This window comes from Salegentibacter agarivorans (assembly GCF_900113135.1).
Lineage (GTDB): Bacteria > Bacteroidota > Bacteroidia > Flavobacteriales > Flavobacteriaceae > Salegentibacter > Salegentibacter agarivorans.
The window spans coordinates 84,403-102,623 of record NZ_FOOH01000006.1; the positions used below are offsets into that span (position 1 = coordinate 84,403).

At 37.2% G+C, this 18,221-nt stretch carries 18 protein-coding genes and 1 tRNA gene; 12 read left to right on the forward strand and 7 right to left on the reverse strand.

The features are described from left to right. Nucleotides 1-17: 17 nt before the first annotated feature. From BM084_RS06020 to BM084_RS06045, 6 genes are all read left to right on the forward strand, one after another. Nucleotides 18-1,415: a tetratricopeptide repeat protein gene (locus BM084_RS06020; RefSeq protein WP_075327498.1), complete on the forward strand. Its 1,398-nt coding sequence runs from the start codon at nt 18-20 to the stop codon at nt 1,413-1,415. A gap of 40 nt (nt 1,416-1,455) precedes the next feature. Further along, complete coding sequence (locus BM084_RS06025) at nt 1,456-2,394, forward strand: DUF368 domain-containing protein (protein WP_093303625.1); 939 nt, start codon at nt 1,456-1,458, stop codon at nt 2,392-2,394. Then, on the forward strand, nt 2,381-3,406 hold the full coding sequence (locus tag BM084_RS06030; protein ID WP_075327500.1) for a DUF368 domain-containing protein: 1,026 nt from the start codon (nt 2,381-2,383) through the stop codon (nt 3,404-3,406). The genes BM084_RS06025 and BM084_RS06030 overlap by 14 nt, the downstream gene beginning before the upstream one ends. Next, the gene (locus BM084_RS06035) at nt 3,403-4,131 is read left to right on the forward strand and encodes a shikimate dehydrogenase family protein (protein ID WP_093303627.1); all 729 of its coding nucleotides are present in this window, start codon (nt 3,403-3,405) and stop codon (nt 4,129-4,131) included. Before BM084_RS06030 ends, BM084_RS06035 begins: the two co-directional genes overlap by 4 nt. Before the next feature lie 112 nt (nt 4,132-4,243). Continuing rightward, nucleotides 4,244-6,520 carry a DUF349 domain-containing protein gene (locus tag BM084_RS06040; RefSeq protein ID WP_093303630.1) on the forward strand — a complete coding sequence of 759 codons (2,277 nt, stop codon included), beginning with the start codon at nt 4,244-4,246 and terminating at the stop codon, nt 6,518-6,520. A gap of 10 nt (nt 6,521-6,530) precedes the next feature. Beyond that, nucleotides 6,531-7,157 (forward strand): class I SAM-dependent methyltransferase, encoded by a 627-nt coding sequence (locus BM084_RS06045; RefSeq protein ID WP_093303632.1) that lies wholly within the window; start codon nt 6,531-6,533, stop codon nt 7,155-7,157. Between the two features lie 5 nt (nt 7,158-7,162). Here the strand turns inward: BM084_RS06045 and mazG are convergent, their stop codons facing one another. The 4 genes from mazG to BM084_RS06065 all read right to left on the reverse strand — a co-directional run bounded on the left by mazG (nt 7,163) and on the right by BM084_RS06065 (nt 10,295). Beyond that, entirely contained in the window at nt 7,163-7,936 is a 774-nt protein-coding gene (mazG, locus tag BM084_RS06050) for a nucleoside triphosphate pyrophosphohydrolase (RefSeq protein WP_075327504.1), read from the reverse strand. 191 nt (nt 7,937-8,127) lie between these two features. Continuing rightward, nucleotides 8,128-8,203: transfer RNA gene (locus BM084_RS06055), tRNA-His, on the reverse strand. 144 nt (nt 8,204-8,347) lie between these two features. Beyond that, nucleotides 8,348-9,064, reverse strand: coding sequence for a bacillithiol biosynthesis deacetylase BshB1 (gene bshB1 / locus BM084_RS06060; RefSeq protein WP_093303635.1), 717 nt, complete (start codon nt 9,062-9,064; stop codon nt 8,348-8,350). Between the two features lie 76 nt (nt 9,065-9,140). Beyond that, nucleotides 9,141-10,295 carry a trans-sulfuration enzyme family protein gene (locus tag BM084_RS06065; RefSeq protein ID WP_093303637.1) on the reverse strand — a complete coding sequence of 385 codons (1,155 nt, stop codon included), beginning with the start codon at nt 10,293-10,295 and terminating at the stop codon, nt 9,141-9,143. A 179-nt stretch (nt 10,296-10,474) separates the two neighbouring features. Here BM084_RS06065 and BM084_RS06070 point away from each other — a divergent pair, with 179 nt between their 5' ends. The 6 genes from BM084_RS06070 to BM084_RS06095 all read left to right on the forward strand — a co-directional run bounded on the left by BM084_RS06070 (nt 10,475) and on the right by BM084_RS06095 (nt 15,785). Continuing rightward, nucleotides 10,475-11,530 (forward strand): NAD(P)-dependent alcohol dehydrogenase, encoded by a 1,056-nt coding sequence (locus tag BM084_RS06070; protein ID WP_093303759.1) that lies wholly within the window; start codon nt 10,475-10,477, stop codon nt 11,528-11,530. Nucleotides 11,531-11,775: 245 nt separating this feature from the next. Further along, nucleotides 11,776-13,014: an imidazolonepropionase gene (hutI, locus tag BM084_RS06075; RefSeq protein ID WP_093303640.1), complete on the forward strand. Its 1,239-nt coding sequence runs from the start codon at nt 11,776-11,778 to the stop codon at nt 13,012-13,014. Beyond that, a complete protein-coding gene (locus tag BM084_RS06080) occupies nt 13,014-14,012 on the forward strand; it encodes a formimidoylglutamase (protein ID WP_093303642.1) in 999 nt (332 codons plus the stop codon). The genes hutI and BM084_RS06080 overlap by 1 nt, the downstream gene beginning before the upstream one ends. After that, nucleotides 14,009-14,374, forward strand: a complete 366-nt coding sequence (locus BM084_RS06085) for a DUF1622 domain-containing protein (RefSeq protein WP_075327510.1) — start codon at nt 14,009-14,011, stop codon at nt 14,372-14,374. The genes BM084_RS06080 and BM084_RS06085 overlap by 4 nt, the downstream gene beginning before the upstream one ends. Nucleotides 14,375-14,450: 76 nt before the next feature. After that, the gene (locus BM084_RS06090) at nt 14,451-14,909 is read left to right on the forward strand and encodes a GNAT family N-acetyltransferase (RefSeq protein ID WP_093303645.1); all 459 of its coding nucleotides are present in this window, start codon (nt 14,451-14,453) and stop codon (nt 14,907-14,909) included. Nucleotides 14,910-14,972: 63 nt separating this feature from the next. Then, complete coding sequence (locus tag BM084_RS06095; RefSeq protein WP_075327512.1) at nt 14,973-15,785, forward strand: MBL fold metallo-hydrolase; 813 nt, start codon at nt 14,973-14,975, stop codon at nt 15,783-15,785. Between the two features lie 78 nt (nt 15,786-15,863). Here BM084_RS06095 and BM084_RS06100 read toward each other — a convergent pair whose 3' ends face one another. From BM084_RS06100 to sucC, 3 genes are all read right to left on the reverse strand, one after another. After that, nucleotides 15,864-16,196 carry a hypothetical protein gene (locus tag BM084_RS06100; protein WP_093303647.1) on the reverse strand — a complete coding sequence of 111 codons (333 nt, stop codon included), beginning with the start codon at nt 16,194-16,196 and terminating at the stop codon, nt 15,864-15,866. A gap of 225 nt (nt 16,197-16,421) precedes the next feature. Further along, nucleotides 16,422-16,739 (reverse strand): hypothetical protein, encoded by a 318-nt coding sequence (locus BM084_RS06105; protein WP_075327514.1) that lies wholly within the window; start codon nt 16,737-16,739, stop codon nt 16,422-16,424. 191 nt (nt 16,740-16,930) lie between these two features. Continuing rightward, nucleotides 16,931-18,124 (reverse strand): ADP-forming succinate--CoA ligase subunit beta, encoded by a 1,194-nt coding sequence (sucC, locus tag BM084_RS06110; RefSeq protein WP_075327515.1) that lies wholly within the window; start codon nt 18,122-18,124, stop codon nt 16,931-16,933. Nucleotides 18,125-18,221 lie beyond the last annotated feature (97 nt).

Here is an 18,221-nt window from a genome sequence, read left to right on the forward strand (position 1 = left end):
CCCGTAATTACCTACGTATGCAATTAAGCCATAACGACGAAAACAATTTCTCACTTTCCCGATTTGAATCTATGCTTAAAACTAACGATGTTTTATTCTTTGATTCAGCGGAATTTGAAGATATTATTAACTATTATTTAGAGAACGGGAAATTTGCATTGGCTAAAAAAGCCGTGAAATTAGGCCTGGCGCAGCATCCTACTTCTACAAACCTAAAACTTTTTAAAATTGAGATTTTGGTTTTTGAAGATAAACTGGATGTTGCTGAAGCAATGCTTACCGATTTACAACAATTAGAATCTTCTAACGAAGAAATTTATATACAAAAAGCACAAATTCTTTCTAAACGAGATCGCCACGCTCACGCCATTCAGGTTTTAGAAATGGCGCTTGACATTACCCTGGATCCTGCTGAAGTTTATTCCCTAATTGGGATGGAATATTTATTCCTTGAAGATTTTGAGAATGCGAAATTCAGCTTTATGAAATGTCTGGAAGCCGATGAAGAGGATTATTCAGCGCTTTACAATATTATGTACTGTTTTGATTTTCTTGATCAAAAAACAGCAGCCATTGAATACCTGAATATGTATTTAGATAAAAATCCATATTGCGAGGTTGCCTGGCACCAGGTAGGAAAACAATATTTTGACCTAAAAGATTACGAAAAAGCATTATCGGCTTTCGATTTTGCCATAATTAGTGACGATTATTTTATTGGCGCTTATCTTGAAAAAGGAAAAGTTCTGGAAAAATTAGGCCGTTTTCACGAAGCTATAGAAAACTATCGTTTAACCCTGGAGTTAGACGATCCTACTTCTTTTGCATATTTGCGAATTGGAAAATGTTTTGAGAAATTAGGATTAAACGAACTCGCCCTTAAACATTATAAAGATTGCGTGCACGAAGATCCGCTTCTAGATAAAGGCTGGATTGCGATCACCGATTTCTATATTAAAAAGAAAAATTACCAGAAAGCGCTTTATTATATTAATAAGGCGATAAATATAGATGAGGAAAACGTTTTATACTGGAAACGTTACGCTAAAATCAATAACCGCCTTAAGTTTTTTGAAGAGGCGGAACGCGGCTATAAAAAAAGTCTTGATCTTGGTAATTATGAATTAGAAACCTGGGTTAGACGCTGCGATATCTTAATAGATCTTGGCGAATTTGAAACTGCTATTCAAAACCTTAATCAGGCACTGGAATTTTATCCTGATACCGCTGAGATTGAATTTAGGCTGGCCGGTTTATACTTTAGCCATAATGAAGGAGAAAAAGCTTATTTTCACCTTAATAAAGGACTAAAACTAGATGCCGAATATTATATTGTAATAGAAGAATTATTTCCTCAAATCTTTAACCGAAAAAGTGTAAGACAAATTATAAATTCCTTTATAAACCTCTCTTAGTTATTTTACTAACTTTGAGCCGGAATTTTAATTTGTACACATGCAAAAAAGCTTTAAAGACCATCTTTCAATAACCCTAAAAGGTATGGCGATGGGTGCAGCAGATGTGGTTCCCGGAGTTTCGGGAGGCACTATTGCTTTTATTTCAGGAATTTATGAAGAATTAATCTCTACCATTAGCGGGGTAAATTTTTCGCTAATAACTACCTGGAAAAATAAAGGCTTTAAAGCCATGTGGCACCAACTTAACGGGCCTTTTATTTTAGCTCTTTTTATAGGAATTCTTATTAGTATTTTTTCATTAATGAGAATTGCGAATTATTTACTGGAGAACCACCCAGTTTTAATCTGGTCTTTTTTCTTCGGTCTTGTACTTGCCAGTATTTGGTATGTTGGCAAACAAATCCCAAAATGGAATTTCAAAATTGTCCTTGCTTTGCTTATTGGAGCCGGAGTAGCTTTTTATATTGTTTCCCTACCTCCAATGGCTGCAAATGATAGTAATTTATTCATCTTTTTTTCAGGTGCTATTGCAATTTGCGCAATGATACTTCCGGGAATTTCGGGCGCTTTTATTTTAGTGCTTTTAGGAGCTTATAAAAGAATTACTGAAGCCGCGCACGATTTTGATTTCCAAACCCTGGGAATCTTTGCCGTAGGTGCTGTTATTGGATTACTTAGTTTTTCTAAAATTCTGAAATGGCTTTTTGTACATTACAGCAGTATCACCCTGGCGGTGCTAACTGGTTTTATAGCCGGCTCCCTTAATAAAATCTGGCCCTGGAAACATGTTCTACAAACCGAAATGTATGGAGATAAGGAAGTTGTTCTAAGAGAAGCTTCGGTTTTACCGTGGAATTTTAATGGTGAGCCTCAAACTTTCTTTGCCGTAATTTTGATGCTTACAGGATTTTTATTAATTCTGGGTCTGGAAATTTTCGCCGCAAAAAGTTCAACCAAAGTAAATGCAACAAACTAGAACCTTTACAGATAAAGTGCTTTTGGTACTTAAAGGTTTAGCTATGGGAGCAGCTAATAAAGTGCCCGGTGTATCTGGTGGCGTTGTAGCTTTTGTTGCCGGTTTCTATGAAGAATTCATCTATTCTCTTCAAAAAATAAATTACAAAGCTTTTATTCTGCTTATCAACGGTAGGTTTAGAAGTTTATATTACTATACCAATGGAAAATTCCTGAGCTTACTTATTCTCGGGATGCTTATTAGTTATTTTAGTGTTTCTAAAGTTCTGGATTACTTAATTCTTCATTACGAACTTTACGTTTGGGCCGCTTTTTTTGGAATGATTGTAGGTTCCATTTATTACATCAGTAAAGATTTTGAAGAATGGAGCAAACGTTCCCTGGTATTTGTATTGCTGGGAATAATTGTAGGTGTGGCTATAAGTTTTCTGGAACCTGCTAAAGAAAATGATAATCTCTGGTTTGTATTTTTCTGCGGAATTATAGGCGTTTCAGGAATGACGCTTCCCGGACTTTCAGGGTCTTTTATCCTAATTTTATTAGGAAATTATGTACTTCTTTTAGTCGATTCTGTAAATGCGCTTTATGATACCATTGCCAATCTATTACTTTGGGATCTAAGCTTCCTTGCCGATCCTGAACGAATTAGACTCTTGGAAGTATTACTGGTTTTTGGGGCAGGTTCCCTAGCAGGATTGGTAAGCCTTTCCCACCTTCTTGGTTTCGTTTTAAAAAATTATAAAACCGATACTTTTGCTGCAATTATTGGCTTTATTACCGGCTCTCTGGGCGTAGTTTGGCCCTGGAAGGAAAAAATTTTTAAAGTAGACGCTAACGGGGAAATGATTTTAGACAGCCAGGGAAATGCAGTAATAGATTATTACGACCGGTATTTCCCCGCATTCTCCTCTGCCGAGACCTGGCTCGCAATTTTCTTTATCTTTGTAGGAATACTTATAGTATTGGGACTCGCCTGGTACGAAAAGAAAAACCAAAAACCCGCAAAGCGATGAAGAATTTTGGGCTACTCGGAAAAAATATCAGTTACTCTTTTTCCCGCACGTATTTTACTGAAAAGTTTAAGAAAGAAAATATTGAAGCAGAATATCGAAATTTCGACCTGGATAATATAAAAGAATTCCGGGATGTTATAAAAGAAACACCTAATCTGCAGGGTTTAAATGTTACGATCCCGTATAAGCAGGAGATTATTCCCTATTTAGACGATCTAGCGCCAGAAGCTAAAGAAATTGGTGCCGTGAATACCATTAATGTAATTGGCAATAAATTAATTGGCCATAATACCGATTATATAGGGTTTTCTGAATCTTTAAAACCTTTCTTGAAAGAGCATCATAAAAAAGCACTTATCCTGGGAACCGGCGGGGCTTCTAAGGCGGTAGCTTATGCCCTAGAGAAATTCAAAATTGAATATAAATTTGTTTCCAGATCTGCTGGAGAAAATAAATTGGGATACGATGATCTTTCTGAAGAAATAATGAAAGAACACAGCCTTATAATAAACACCACGCCATTAGGCACTTACCCAGATGTTGACGCGCATCCAGAAATTCCTTTTCAGTTTATAAACGAAAAACACCTGGTTTACGACCTTATCTACAATCCGCGCACCACAAAATTAATGGCTCGTGCCCAGGCAAAAGGAGCCACGGCAACCAACGGGTTAAAAATGTTGGAATTACAAGCCGAAAGCGCCTGGAAGATATGGACAAAATGACCACTACTTTTTGCTTTTAAATTCTACAAAAAAAGGGAATTGTTTGCCCAATTTTAGTGGAGTTACTATCTTTCAGCCTAATTAATTTACACGAACCTTTACATTGAAAGATATGTCTCAGCAAGAAAATGATAAAAACAAAGAGGAGTTTTCTAACGAATCAACAAATAATTCTGAACAAACTCAGGATAAGAAGAAGTTGAGCGAAGAAAATAATGATGCTAATGCAGAGGAAAATTCATTTTCTCAAAAGTCTGAAACCCAAAAAACTTCAGAAGAGAAAAATGCTGTAATTGAACCGGCAGAAACTGCCTCTGAAATTAAATCTAAAGATGATAGCCTGGAAGATGCTATGATTGCTGAAGCGGGTGATACTAAAAACACTTCAGAAGAAAATAAAGCGAGCAAGGAGGAAGACGATGAAGATGATGCTATTCTTGAAGAAAGCAGGAAGAAAAAACGACCTGAAGAGGAAAAAGATCAGGTTGAAACAGGTGCTAAAGCTGAAGAAAAATCAGGTGAAGCCCACTCTGATGATGATGATGACGATGACGATGAGGATGATGAAACTTCAGAAGAAGACGGTAGAACTTCAAAACATCACCAGGAGCATATAGACGATTCTGTTGCAGAAGACAGTGAAGATGAGACTAAGGCTGAGCGGCATGATATTCCGAAGAAAGATTATCACGCAATGAGCAAAGAACAGCTGGCAGATGAATTTGAATCCTTGCTTAAAAAGGAAAAAGTTCAGGCAATTAAAGACCACGTAATTGAAATTCGTGCTGAATTTAATGCGAAATTTAACGAAGAAGAAGAGGAGAAAAAAGAGGAATTTCTTGCTGAAGGCGGGAATATTATAGACTTCCACTACTCTACTCCGCTAAAAAAACGTTTCAATTCACTATATTTTGATTACAGGGAAAAACGTAATAATTACTACAAGCAACTAAAGCAAGACCTTAATAAAAACCTGGCCAAACGCCTGGAAATTATTGAAGAATTAAAAGGTCTAATTGATGTTGAAGAAAATATAAATACCACTTACAAGCATTTTAAAGAGCTCCAGGATCGTTGGCGTGTTGCGGGGCCTATTCCGCGAGAAAAATATAACGATGTATGGAATACTTATCACCATCACGTAGAGAATTTCTATGATTTCCTTCATTTAAATCGTGAATTCCGCGATCTTGATTTTAAACACAACCTCGATCAAAAATTAAAAGTAATAGACCGTGCCGAAGAACTGGTGCAGGAAAACGATGTAAACCGTGCGTTTAGGGAATTGCAAATGCTTCACAAAATGTGGAAAGAAGAACTTGGGCCGGTTGCAAAAGAGTTTCGGGAAGATATTTGGGAGCGTTTTAGCAGTGCTACCAAACAAATTCACGATAAGCGCCAGGAATTCTTTAGTACGATGGATGAGCGTTACGAAGAGAATTGGAAGGCCAAGCAGGTTATTATTGAGAAAATTAGGGAAATCGCAGACGAAGAGTATAAAAGCCACAATAAATGGCAACAAAAAATTAAGGAAATTGAAGCGCTTCGGGAAGCATTTTTTAACGCCGGGAAGGTACCGCGTAGTAAAAACGAAGAAACCTGGACTGATTTCAAACAAACCGTTCGCCGATTTAACCGAAATAAAAACGCTTTCTACAAAAACCTAAAAAAGCAGCAATACGATAATCTTGAAAAGAAAAAAGAGCTAATTAAAATTGCTGAAGAAAATAAAGATAGCGACGATTTTAAGACGGTAACGCCTTTAATGAAGAAAATCCAGGCGGATTGGAAGAAGATTGGTCACGTGCCAAGAAAAGATAGCGACAAGGTTTGGAAACAATTTAAAGCTGCCTGCAATCATTATTTTGAACGTATGCACGAAAATCGTGACGATGAGAATAAAGAAGAATTTGAAGCTTTTGATAAGAAAAAAGAATTGTTAGAGCAGGTAAAATCTGTAGAGCTAACCGGCGATAAAAAAGAAGACCTACCTAAGATTAAACAATTTATTGAAGACTGGAAAAATCTTGGAAAAGTACCTCACAATAAGCGTTTTATTGAAGGGAAATTCAATAAAGCTTTAGATCAGCTTTTCAATAAACTAGATGTAGATCACACCAAAGCTGAGATGCTGAAATACGAAAATAAGGTACAGGCTATAAATGATGCAGACGATGATAAAAAACTTCGTAATGAGCATTATTTCCTTACCAAGAAAATTGAGGAAACAAAGGCTGAAATTAGACAGTTAGAAAACAACTTACAGTTTTTCTCTAATGTAGATGATGATAACCCGTTGGTACAGGATGTACACAAAAATATAGCCGACCAGAAAGAACAACTGGAAGTTTGGAAAGAAAAACTTCGTAAAATCAAGTCGCTTTACTAAGAAAAGCGATATGAAATGTATTCTTTGCGAAGGTGCAACCAAAGAATTCTGGAAAAGTAAGAACAGGGAATTTGTTGAATGCACCACTTGTGGTGGCATTCAACTTTTACCCGACTTCTATATTTCAAAAAACGCCGAAGAAAAACGATACCTCACGCACAATAACGACATAGAGGATCTCGGCTATCAGGATTTTGTAAGCCCCATAACCTCTCAAATTCTCACGGATTTTACTCCAAAACATTCCGGGTTGGATTACGGCTGTGGCACCGGGCCAGTTGCCGCAAACATTCTTGAAAAACAAGGATATTCCATTGCTTTATACGATCCTTATTTTTACCCGAATACCGCCGTATTAAACGCTACCTACGATTTTATTATTTGTTGTGAAGTCATGGAACATTTCTATGATCCAAAGCGTGAATTCAGCGAATTAGCCCAACGACTATATGCTGGAGGGAAATTGTATTGTAAAACCTCTATTTATTCTGAAGAAATAGATTTCAATAACTGGTATTATAAAAACGATCGTACCCATGTTTTTTTCTATACTGCAAAAAGCCTGGATTGGATAAGAAATAACCTGGGATTTTCAGCATTGGAGATTAATCCTAAGGTGATTATTTTTGGGAAATAAAAATCTTACAACAACTTAGCTTCATTCCAAAAGACATCCATTTCAGCTAAAGTCATATCCTTTAAAGCTTTATTTTGTCCTTTTGCTTTGCCTTCCAAATACTGAAACCGGGTAATAAACTTTTTATTAGTACGTTCTAAAGCGTTTTCAGGATTTATACCAAGAAAACGAGCATAATTAATCATAGAGAACATAACATCCCCGAATTCAGCTTCTATTTTATCTTTATTTTCGGTATTTATTTCGTGCTGTAATTCTCCTAATTCTTCCTGAAGTTTTTCAAATACCTGTTCCGGTTTTTCCCAATCAAATCCAACCCCGGCCACTTTCTCCTGAATTCTACTGGCTTTTACCACTGCCGGCAAAGAGCGTGGCACTCCTTCTAAAACACTGGTTTTTCCTTCTTTAAGTTTCAGGTTTTCCCAGTTCTTCTTTACTTCTTCTTCATCTGCTACTTCTACATCACCATAAATATGTGGATGGCGGGCTATTAATTTGTCACAAATTCCGTTAGCAACATCAGCGATATCAAAATCTTTAGTTTCGCTTCCTATTTTTGCATAAAACACAAGGTGTAGCAGTAGATCTCCCAGTTCTTTTCGCACTTCCTCTACATCATTATCTAAAATTGCATCGCCAAGCTCGTAGGTTTCCTCAATGGTTAAATGCCGCAACGATTCCATAGTTTGTTTTCTATCCCAGGGACATTGCTCTCTTAGCTCTTCCATGATAGTTAATAATCGATCAAATGCTTTTAATTGCTCTTCTCTGGAGTTCATAGTCGAAATTTTAGTGTTGTAAAAATAAGGATTGATTTTAGGCTTTTGGAAGTCTTATTAGAAAAAATAGTTATTATTCAGTGCCACCTAGATACTGAAACCAATTCAGCATTGCGCCTATTTTAATATTTCAGGTTCTTTAAATTCACCGCATAAAAAAAGCCTTCAGAAAACTGAAGGCTTGAATAAAGGGGTGGAAGACCGGGTTCGAACCGGCGACCTCCGGAACCACAATCCGGCGCTCTAACCAGCTGAGCTACAACCACCATTTTAATTGCGGTTGCAAATGTAGGTTATTTTAACTATTTCCCAAAGAAAAATTTTTAATATTAGAACGAATTTTACTGCTATTTCCTGTACTTAAAGCTAAGAAGCTTCAAATTAATTAATTAGCGAAAACTAATTTTCATTCTAGATTAGATCAAAAATAGAATCTACCGCCGGGTAACGCTCTACCGTGAAACCTTCGGCGTGTTCAGTACTGATTAATCTGCCCAGATCTCTCGCTCTGTAGTTAATACTATCTAAAAAGTTACTGCTGGAAATTGGGGTTTCAGGTTCTTTAGAATCCTGATCGTAAAACTGGGTTTTATAAGCCAGAACCGATTCCATCTTTTTATCCATATATCCCGAAATATCCACCACCACATCAGGTTTTAAATTTTTCCACTGGATATAATGATAAACGTGCTTGGGTCGCCAGGCCTCCTGACTTTCCCTGTCGCAAATAGTCTCTATTTTACGTAATCCGCTTAAGAAACAGGCGTCACTTACCAATTTCGCTCCTTTTCCGTGGTCTATATGCCTATCGTCCACTGCATTGCATAAAACAATTTCGGGGCGATATTTTCGTAAGATTTTTATAATTTCCAGTTTGTGGGCGGTATTATTTTCAAAAAAAGCATCGCTAAATTCAAGGTTTTCTCTAATTGAAACGCCCAGTATTTTTGCAGCTTCTTTTGCTTCTTTATCACGAGTTTCGGCAGTGCCGCGAGTGCCCATTTCACCACGAGTAAGGTCTAAAATCCCTACCTTTTTTCCTCTGTCTACTTCTTTTGCTATAGTGCCCGAACAACTTAATTCTACATCGTCTGGATGCGAGCCTATAGCCAATATATCTAGTTTCATAATATTTACTTTGTCATTTCCGCGCAGGCGGAAATCTAATTTTAAGTTAGTCTTTCAAACTTCGTCCCACGTATTTTCATCCTCGTACTTCCTTCAATGCCTGTTCCAGGTCTTCCATCAAATCTTCTTTCTCTTCAATTCCTACTGAAAATCGCATCAAGCCATCTTTTATCCCCTGGGCTTCTCTTTCTTCAGGAGAAAGTAGGCCGTGAGAAGTTTTTGAAGGAGATAAGATGGTAGATTCAACGCCGGCTAAGCTCATAGAAGATTTTATCAATTTTAATTTCTTCTGAAAAAGATCAAAATCCAGTCCTCCCCGCAATTCAAACGACATCATGCCGCCAAAACCTTTCATTTGTGATTTTGCAAGTTCGTGATCGGGATGTGATTCTAAACCGGGATAATAAACCCTGGAAATGTCTCCGTGTTTTTCAAGGAAACGAGCTAACTCCAACGCATTTTCATTCTGGGCTTTTACCCGTAATCCCATAGTCTTTAAACTGCGTTCCAACATCCAAACTGTAAAGTCACTTAAACTTCCACCAAAATTTTTAGCCAGCTGAAAGATCTTATCAATATGCGCTTCAGAAGCAATCGCCGTTCCTGCAAGAATATCGCTATGCCCACCCATATATTTGGTTGCTGAATGTAACACCACATCAATTCCAAAATCTATAGGGTTCTGGTTCACCGGCGAAGCAAAAGTATTATCTATCATACTCACCAAATTGTGTTTTTTGGCAATTTCGGCAATCGCTTTTATATTGGTTACAGTAAGTAGTGGGTTTGAAGGTGTTTCAATATAGATCACCTTTGTATTTTCTTTTATTTCAGCCTCAAAAGATTCGGGTTTTGAATCTTTAGTAAATGAATATTCCAATCCAAATTTCTCAAATTCTTCGGTAATCAAATTACTTGTTCCGCCATAGAGTGTATTCTGAAAAACCACGTGGTCTCCCTTCTGCGCAAAAGCCATAAGCGCTGTGCTTACCGCTGCCATTCCGCTTCCAAATATCAACGCTGCTTCCCCGTGTTCTAAAGCGGCCATTTTTTGAGCCAACGCGACCTGGTTTGGAGTATTAAAATATCTTGGATAGCGCTTTACCTCAACATCTTCAAACGCATAAGATGTAGCCATATATAATGGTGAAACCGCGCCTTTAAATTGTTTGTCTTCCAGTTCTCCGCTATGGGTGCAAATGGTATTTATTCCGGGATTTTTTTTTGTCATTTTTAAAGCTTTCAAAATTCGCCCTAATGTAAAAAGAAATATTCTAAATGTCCTTTGTTTTTGGGCTGTTTCCTATTCCTAAAGATTTTCATAATCAAACAGAAGTTAAATTAAGTTAAACCAGGATAGGCATTTAATATTAGCTTTTCTATTCTTTATCTTTAAGAAAAATGATTGATATGAGTGAAGTAAAAGCCTATGGCGCGCAAGCCAGCGATGCCAATTTAAAAGAACTAAACATTGAACGCAGGCAAATTACCGCAGACGATGTTCAAATTGAAATTGAATATTGCGGGGTTTGCCATAGTGATATTCACCAGGTTAGAAACGACTGGAAGAATTCTAAATATCCTGTGGTCCCGGGCCACGAAATTATTGGTCGTGTAACCCAGGTTGGGAAAAACGTAAGTAATTTTAAAGAAGGTGATCTTGTAGGCGTGGGCTGTATGGTAGATTCCTGCCAGGAATGCGATTCTTGTAAAGAAGACCTCGAACAATTTTGCGAAAAAGGCGCCACATTAACCTATAATAGTAAAGACAAACATTTAGGCGGCCATACCTTTGGAGGTTATTCTGAACAAATTGTGGTAGATAAGGAATTTGTACTTAGCATTCCTGAAAATATTGACGCGAAAGCTACCGCTCCCCTACTTTGCGCGGGGATTACTACTTATTCACCACTTCGTCACTGGAATGTAAAAAAAGGTGATAAAGTTGGCGTAATTGGTCTTGGTGGGCTTGGTCACATGGGCGTAAAATTTGCTTCTGCTTTAGGAGCTCACGTGGTGATGATCACTACTTCCCCTTCCAAATCTGAAGACGCCAAAAAACTGGGAGCTGATGAAGTTCTGGTTTCAAAAAACGAAGAGGATATGAAAAAACAAGCCGGAAGTTTCGATTTTCTTTTGAATACCGTACCGGTTGGTCACGATATGAATCCGTATATCGCTTTATTAAAAAGAGACGCTACAATGGTCCTGGTGGGTGCAATTGAACCTCTGGATCCCGTGCACGGTGGCGGATTAATTGGCGGACGTAAACGAATTGCCGGTTCGGTGATTGGTGGTATTAAAGAAACCCAGGAAATGCTGGATTTTTGTGGCGAAAATAATATTGTTTCAGATATTGAAATGATAGATATACATAACATCAACGAAGCTTTTGATCGCGTTGTAAAATCAGATGTAAAATATCGTTTTGTGATTGATATGAAATCCTTGAAAAATAAGAACTAATAAAAAGGTTTACTGAAAAATGATTTTCTAAACGTCATTCTGAATTTATTTCAGGATCTAATATGATTATAGTAAGCAACATGTTAGAAGCTGCAACAATCCCGAAGCTTCGGGACAGCTTGACGGAACCAGGAATATTCAGTCAGCTTTTTTTGTTTCTACTGAAAAAGCCGGTTTTCCCGGCTTAGTTTTTATATTTGTTTAACGCACATTTTCAGCAGAAAACAGACAAAAAACTAAGCACGATGAAACAATTATTTATAAATATAAAAGAGCTACTTCAGGTAAGGGAAAACAAGGTAGATAAACTATCGGGAACTGAGATGAAGGAGTTACCAACTATAAAAAACGCCTGGTTACTTATTGAAGATGATAAGATTGCCGATTACGGCGAAATGGATTCTTTACCTGAAATCAATGCCGATAAAACTATTGATGCTGAAGGAAAAATAATCCTGCCTAGCTGGTGCGATTCTCATACGCATATTGTGTATGCCGGGAACAGGGAATTGGAATTTGCCGATCGTATTAACGGACTTTCATACGAAGAAATCGCCAATCGAGGCGGCGGAATTTTAAACTCTGCTAAAACCCTGCAGGAAACTTCGGAAGAAGAGGTTTACCAACAATCGGCTAAAAGGCTGGAAGAAGTTATGAAACTGGGTACCGGTGCTGTTGAGATTAAATCGGGTTACGGTTTAACCGAAGAAGGCGAGTTAAAAATGCTTCGGGTTATAAAGAAACTTCAGAAAAATTACGAGCTTCCAATTAAAGCTACTTTTTTAGGTGCGCATGCAATTCCGAAGGAATATAAAGAAAAACCCGATGCTTATATGGATTTGGTGATTGAAAAAATCTTACCAAAAGTTGCCGAAGAAAACCTGGCAGAATACATAGATATTTTCTGTGAAAAAGGATATTTCAGCGTAGCTGATACCCATAAACTGCTTTCTGCAGCGAAAAAATTCGGTTTAAAACCAAAAATACATGTTAATCAATTTAATGCTATTGGAGGTATCCAGGCAGGAATAGAGCACGATGCTTTAAGCGTAGACCATTTAGAGGTGATGCGCCCGGAAGATATTGAAAGTTTAAAAGGAACAAGTACAATGCCCGTAGCACTTCCCTCCTGCTCGCTATTTTTAAGCATTCCCTATACACCCGCGAGAGAAATGCTGGACTCTGGGTTGCCATTAGCCTTAGCAACCGATTTCAACCCGGGAAGTACACCAAGTGGAAATATGAATTTGGTAGTTTCCCTGGCTTGTATAAAAATGAAAATGACCCCGGAAGAAGCGATAAACGCAGCTACAATTAACGGCGCATACGCCATGGAACTCAGCGAAACCCACGGGAGTATCACGAAAGGAAAAAAGGCCAATTTTATATTGACGAAAGAAATTCCGTCTTATACCTTTTTACCCTATGCTTTCGGCACAAATTCTATAGAGTCGGTTTTTATTAACGGAAAGATGATAGAATAATGGACGGTTTAAAAATCTATAATTATAAGTCGGTAGAAAAGCTTATTTCCATTCGTTACGGTGAAACCCGGTTTGGGGAAAAAATAGGTTTTGTAGAAAGTCTGGATGATCTTAAGAAAACAAAGGCAAAATTTGTGCTTTTTGGCATTCCCGAAGATATTGGCGTTAGAGCTAACCATGGAAAAGCCGGAGCTTCAAAGGCCTGGGAAGCTTGCTTAAATTCGTTGCTGAATATTCAAAATAATGAATTCACCGCTCCAGAAAATATTATTCTACTTGGTGAAATTGACTGCAAAACCGAAATGCAAAAAGCAGCCAATATTGATGAAGCCGATCCAAACTATTATGCAAAACTTGGGGACCTGGTAGAAAAAATAGACGAAAAAGTAAGTTTTTTGGTTGAGGAAATAGTTTTAGCCGGGAAAATTCCAATTATTATTGGCGGCGGGCATAACAACGCTTACGGCAATATTAAAGGCACTTCTAAAGCCATAAAAAAACCGCTAAATATTTTAAATATTGATGCCCATACCGATTTAAGAAAGTTGGAACACCGGCATAGTGGCAATGGTTTTAGCTTTGCACAACGAGATGGTTTCCTCGGGAAATATTCAACTTTCGGTTTACATAAAAATTATACTCCACAATATATTTTTGACGAAATAAGTTCGGTTTCAAATATTAAATTCCATCTTTTTGAAGATCTAATTTTGCAAACTCACCAGGGAAAAATGGCAGCTTTTAATTCCCAGCTGGAGTTTATTAACAAACAGCCTTTTGGGTTGGAACTGGACTGTGATGCCATTATAAATTTTCCATCTAGCGCACAATCGCCTTCTGGTTTTGCTTTAAATATGCTTAGAAATTTTCTTCAAATTGCTTCCGAAGAAAAAAATTGTAAATACTTACATATTTGCGAAGCCGCCCCCAGCGATGAAAATTACGCGCAAGTAGGAAAGGCACTATCATTTTTTATAACAGATTTTATGAAGACATGACAGATACAGCAGAAGAACTTATTAAACTAACCGCCCTGGTAATAGAAGTGGTAGGAATTCTCGTTATGGTAATTGGAACCTTTCTTGCCCTGGGTAGGTATGCATTTAAACTTCAGGGAGAAAAAGTACGGAGCTTTCAAAAAATAAGAGAAGAATTAGGACGTGCAATTTTACTGGGACTGGAAATTCTAATTGCTGCCGATATTATTGCCACCGTGGTGTATGGAGCCGAAATGGAGCAGATTCTCAATCTAGGACTTATAATCCTAATTCGCACCTTTTTAAGCTTTACTTTGGAAATTGAAATAGAAGGAAAATTCCCCTGGAAACAATCAAAAGATCGTACTACAGGCCAGAAATAAACCTTTATTCAGATTTTGGGCTTAGAAATTACAGCTTAATTATTCTATTTTTGTTCAAAAAAATAGCTACATAAAAATGGAAATTGTCTCTTATAATTCAGCTTACTCCAAAGATTTTAAAAACTTAAACCTTGCCTGGTTAAAAAAGTATTTTTGGGTAGAACCCCACGATGAAGAAGTACTGGGAAATCCCGAAAAATATATTATTGTAACCGGTGGAAATATCTTTTTCGTAAAAGATGAGGAAAAAATTATTGGTTGCGTGGCTTTAATGAAAATTGAAGATGGCATCTTTGAATTAACAAAAATGGCAGTAAGTCCCGAATACCAGGGTAAAAAAATTGGACAGAAATTAATGGAACATAGCCTCCATTTTGCTAAAAAGCAGGGCTGGAATCATTTAATTATTTTTTCTAATCGAAAACTTGAAAATGCAATTTATATCTATAAAAAGTATGGCTTCAAAGAAATTCCTATTGGAAAAAATAACCCTTACAGCCGTGGAGATATAAAAATGCGACTGGATTTGGCATAAAATTTTAAAAAAACGAGGCTATTCTAGTGTAGGTTAATTAATTTTAATGTAAAATAATCAACTATGAAATATTTATTCACCTTAATCGTAGCGGGAATTTTATTTACCGGCTGCAAGAATGAAGGAAAAAACAATGATGCTGAAAATAAACTAAATGAAAATCCTTACGGAAAAGAAAAGAACGTGCTGGAGGCTGATTCGGCTTCTATAGACATTAAGCCTATATCTCACGCTACTGCCGCGGTAAACTGGAGCGATGCCACTTTCTACATAGATCCTGTTGGTGGTGCCGAAGCTTTTGAAGGAATAGAAGATCCAGACTTCGTTTTAATTACCGATATCCACGGAGATCATATGAGTATTGAAACCCTGGAAGCTTTAAGTTTAGAAGGAGCTTATATAATAGTGCCTCAAGCTGTAAGAGACAAAATGCCTGACGAAATGAAAGATATAGTTAGGGTTTTGGAAAATGGTGCTACAACTCGTGTACTTGAATTTTATATTGAAGCGATCCCAATGTACAACCTTCCAGAAGATCCTGAAGCATACCACCCTAAAGGACGCGGGAATGGCTATGTAGTAGAAAGAAACGGGCAACGCCTTTATATTGCCGGAGATACTGAAAACATTCCTGAAATGAAGGAACTGGAAAATATTGAGATTGCTTTAATCCCAATGAACCTGCCATACACAATGACGGTTGAAGAGGCTGCCGATGGCGTTTTAGCATTTGCACCTAAGAAGGTAATTCCTTACCATTTTAGAGGTCAGGATGGTTTTGCTGATGTAGATAAATTTAAAGAATTGGTAAACGAAAGCAATAAGGATATTGAAGTAGAGATGCTGGAATGGTATCCTGATAGCGAGCAAGAATAAATACGAATCTTTTTAAAAAATGAAACCCGGTGATGAGCCGGGTTCTTTGTTTTTTACATTTTTTGATTGAAAAAATAACTAAGGCTTTAATCTTATGGGTAACTTATATTTTTTAATAGAAGGATCTAAAACGGTCTTAATCTTTTTATGATTCAAGTGTTTTTTAATCAATTTCCCGGCGGGAATATGCTCGGTTCCCACATAAAGCACCTGCATTTCATTCTTTTCGTTAAAACTCACTACAAGATTTGCCACCACTTCTTCTTCAATATCAAGTTCAATATTTTTTAATAAATTCTGGATTTCCTTTTTAAAGGAATCTGAAGTTTCAGGTGAATTTCCCGGAGTAGCGTGAACTAAACTTCCGGCACTAAACGCCAATGCAAACAATACTAATTTTAAAGTCTTCATAATAATAAAATTTAAAGGTTATACTATAAAGACCGGTCTAAAACTCTATATGTTACATACTTATATTAATTTCAGGAAATTTTAACTTATATCTGAGAACAAAAAAACCGGTGATGAACCGGTTCTGTAATTTTCGTCACCATGCCCCGAAGTTTCGGGATCGTTTCCGGGTCAATTTTGAATACTGAAATATCCCTGGCTCTTCGGGTCAGAATGCCGATTATTTTATACTTTAATTCTAATTGGCAAGCGATAAGCACCTTCAACTTTAAAAGGTATTGCCAATGTATTCTTATCCAAGCGCTTTCTAATTAGTTTTCTCACTAAAGGATCTTCAGCTTCAACAAACAACACTTTTATTCGATTTTGCTCATTAATTATCAGTCTTACTTCAACCAGAAGTTCTTCCTCAATTTCCAACGGAAGATCATCCAGCATTGCATAAATCTGTTTAACAAGAACTTTATCCGTTTTGTCAATTACAGAAGTAAAACTACTAAGACCGATGAAGATAATTCCTAAAATAACTACTAGCTTTTTCATGATGAATGATTTAATTGGTTTATAACCGAGAGACCATCTTCTTATTTAAGCTGTTACAGTAGGGCACAAAAAAACTGCCTAAAATTTTTCTTATTTCCTATCGTCACCCTGAACTTGTTTTAGAATGACGGGTTAATAAGATTAAACTTTAGACAGTCTTAATTTTAACAGGAAATCCCGAAACTCCGGGATTATTTAAGTACTTCCTGTACTTTATCTGCAGCTTCCTGAAATTGAACAGCAGAGTGGATTTTAAATCCGCTATCGTCAATTAATTTCTTGGCGATATCTGCATTGGTTCCCTGTAAACGTACAATAATTGGCACATTAACAGCATCACCCATATTTTTATAGGCATCTACAATTCCCTGCGCCACACGGTCACAACGAACAATACCTCCAAAAATATTTACAAGGATCGCCTCTACTTTATCGTCTTTTAAGATCAAACGGAAAGCTTCTTCAACTCGTTTTGCATCAGCTGTACCACCAACGTCAAGGAAGTTTGCAGGTTCTCCACCAGCTTGCTTAATAAGATCCATTGTTGCCATCGCGAGGCCAGCACCGTTAACCATACAACCCACGTTTCCGTCCAGGTCTACATAGTTAAGTCCAACTTCTTTAGCTTCAACTTCAGTTTGGTTTTCTTCACGAATATCACGCATTTCAGCATAGTCTTTATGACGGAAAAGTGCGTTGTCATCAAGGGTTACTTTTGCATCTACTGCAAGAATTTTATCATCACTGGTTTTTAAAACCGGGTTGATCTCAAAAAGTGAAGAATCAGATTTTTCAAAGGCTTTATAAAGAGACATTACAAATTTTGTCATGTCTTTAAAAGCAGCTCCACTAAGTTTCAGGTTAAAGGCAATTCTTCTTGCCTGGAAAGGCATAAGTCCTGTTGCAGGATCCACCTCTTCAGTAAAAATTAAATGCGGAGTTTCTTCAGCAACAGTTTCAATATCTACACCACCTTCGGTAGAATACATAATCATATTACGGCCGGTTGCACGGTTAAGTAATACAGACATGTAATATTCTTCAGGCTCGTTATCTCCAGGATAATAAACATCCTCGGCTACTAATACCTGGTGTACTTTTTTACCTTCAGCAGAAGTTTGTGGTGTTACCAGGTTCATTCCAATAATGTTACCAGCAACTTCTTCAACTTCTTTAAGGTTCTTGGCCAGTTTTACACCACCACCTTTTCCACGTCCACCGGCGTGTACCTGGGCTTTAATAACGTGCCATCCGGTACCGGTTTGTTCAGTTAGTTCTTTGGCGGCTTCTACGGCCTCTTTTGCGTTATGTGCAACTAAACCACGCTGAATGCGTACGCCAAAACTGCTTAAAATCTCTTTTCCTTGATATTCGTGTATGTTCATAATCAGCTATTTCTTCAGTATTAATTACGGTTAGCAAAAGTAACAAATGTATAGCTATTGTACCAATCTTTTTTAGGATATCGCCAGCCCTGCGATA